The organism is Nostoc sp. CCY 9925 (assembly GCF_963920935.1).
Lineage (GTDB): Bacteria > Cyanobacteriota > Cyanobacteriia > Cyanobacteriales > Nostocaceae > Nostoc.
Window position 1 is genome coordinate 1 of the sequence record NZ_CAWUDO010000258.1, and the last position, 1,969, is coordinate 1,969.

The following is a 1,969-nucleotide window of genomic DNA, read 5'->3' on the forward strand; positions in this document are numbered from 1 at the left end:
TTAAGGACTGGTATGAAAAATATTTGAAAAAAGTAGTAGGTATGGCCCTGGATGCCAAACACCAAGGCGATGAAATTTGGGCAATAGGAGGTGGCTGTTTGTTGCCAGGCTACAAAAAGCTGTTAGAGAAAAATGGCTTTAAAGTCCTGGACAATCCGGTAGAGGCTAATGCTGCGGGATTACTAGAAATGGCCAAAGCAATAGTTAACAAAAATTCTTAAAAACCCAGTAGGAAAAAGCGATGCTCAATAATCAAGATAATGTCTCAGACAAAGTACGCATTAGAAATAGTTATCGTCAACGCATACTCGCTGAGGCTAAACAATTAGACAAAAGCTATTTGGAAACGGTTCATTTCATCATTGATTGCTATTTTGCATTCAAAAAAGGAGTGTTGAATATACAGCAACCAACAGCTTATACATCCGATTTCAATCAAGCTGATCCCAACCATAATCAAGCTCAACAGATTGTTTCAACTTTAGCAAAACACCAAAAACGGGAAGATTCTGTTGATGAAACATTCAGCTTGGATTTTGAGTTGTAACTTCTCTAAACTAGATTTCCACAGAAGCAATATCACGAGAGCCGCACTCAAAATAGTAAATACGTACTAAAATAAACTAACTTCTTGGTTTACAATGATGTGCGGCATTTTTGAAAACCAATGTCCACGCCCATAACTCCAGTTACTCAACAACTAAACGCCACTCCTGACTACGAAACCATCACTGGTGTAGTCGAACGCCTGACGTTTCATTCTGAAGAATCAGGCTATACCGTAGCGCGTTTAAAGAGTTCACGCTCCACTGACCTCACCACAATCGTCGGCAGTTTTGCCAATATCCAACCAGGGCAAACATTGCAGCTAACAGGTTTCTGGAAAGACCATCCGCAGTATGGGCCACAGTTCCAAGTCACCAAGTATCACGAAACCAAACCAGCAACACTTACAGGAATCGAGAAATACCTCGGCAGTGGGTTAATCAAAGGTGTTGGCCCGATTACAGCCAAACGCATTGTTGCACATTTTGGTTTGGAAACACTCGACATCATCGAGAACCAGATTGACCGGCTAATCGAAGTTCCGGGCATAGCCAAAAAGCGGATCAAGTTAATCAAGAACGCCTGGGAAACACAAAAAGCCATCAAAGAGGTGATGATATTTCTGCAAACCCACGGTGTTTCTACAACTTATGCAGTCAAGATTTATAAACAATATCAAGACAATGCGATCGCCACAGTAACCTCTAACCCATACCAACTAGCAACGGATATTTACGGCATTGGCTTCCTGAGTGCGGACAAGATTGCTCGTAACTTAGGCGTACCAACGGACTCCCAATTTAGATACTGTGCTGGCATTATCCACGCGCTAACCGAAGCAGCCGAAGACGGACACTGCTACCTACCCCAGCCAGAACTAAGTAAGTGGGCATCAAAAAAGTCAGCTATGTTAAGATATATAATACGGAGAGTGCATCTATAAGGTGATTTGTGTATGGGCGCACGTTTAAGGATATTTTTGACTCAAGAGCAAGACCAAACCTTGCTAAATCTTAGAAAACAGGATGTGCCACAGAAAGTCAAAGATAGAGCAGAAGTAATCAGGCTAAATGCACATGGCTGGTATGTAGAGAAAATAGCAGCGCACTTTAATTGGAACGAGAAAACAGTCAGAAAAGTTTTAAGTAAATGGAAGAATCTCGGTTTAGAAACAGGGCGGCCGCATCATGTCAACAAGCAAAGTCTATTCTCAATAGAACTAAAATTAATGTCATTAACTCTTGCTTATTGCGAAAATTTTAGGCGATCGCTTTGGGGCTTAAAAAATAATCAAGCGCGAAATCCTGATTTTTTCGTTGGTTTTTAACCTTCGTTGTGATCAAGAGTAATTTAGATGCGTTTGCCCTGGGTTTAGAAAGCCTTTGGGAATCACCCGGTCGAGGGGGAAAACCAAAATGGAAAG

The 1,969-nt window shown here is 41.5% G+C and carries 2 protein-coding genes and 2 pseudogenes; all 4 read left to right on the forward strand.

Annotation, left to right across the window (positions count from 1 at the left end; all coding sequences use genetic code 11):
- A pseudogene (locus ACM0OY_RS40215) lies at positions 1 to 221 on the forward strand (hypothetical protein); the annotation flags it as partial.
- Between the two features lie 20 nt (positions 222 to 241).
- Positions 242 to 547 carry a hypothetical protein gene (locus tag ACM0OY_RS40220; protein ID WP_414574271.1) on the forward strand — a complete coding sequence of 102 codons (306 nt, stop codon included), beginning with the start codon at positions 242 to 244 and terminating at the stop codon, positions 545 to 547.
- 120 nt (positions 548 to 667) lie between these two features.
- Positions 668 to 1,426, forward strand: a pseudogene (locus ACM0OY_RS40225) (helix-hairpin-helix domain-containing protein); the annotation flags it as partial.
- Positions 1,427 to 1,501: 75 nt separating this feature from the next.
- The gene (locus ACM0OY_RS40230) at positions 1,502 to 1,873 is read left to right on the forward strand and encodes a helix-turn-helix domain-containing protein (protein WP_414574272.1); all 372 of its coding nucleotides are present in this window, start codon (positions 1,502 to 1,504) and stop codon (positions 1,871 to 1,873) included.
- Positions 1,874 to 1,969 lie beyond the last annotated feature (96 nt).

What these genes read in the sequence shown, in the direction of transcription:
- ACM0OY_RS40220 (WP_414574271.1), top strand. Translation starts at nt 242, where the DNA reads ATGCTCAATAATCAAGATAATGTCTCAGACAAAGTACGCATTAGAAAT.
- ACM0OY_RS40230 (WP_414574272.1), top strand. Translation starts at nt 1,502, where the DNA reads ATGGGCGCACGTTTAAGGATATTTTTGACTCAAGAGCAAGACCAAACC.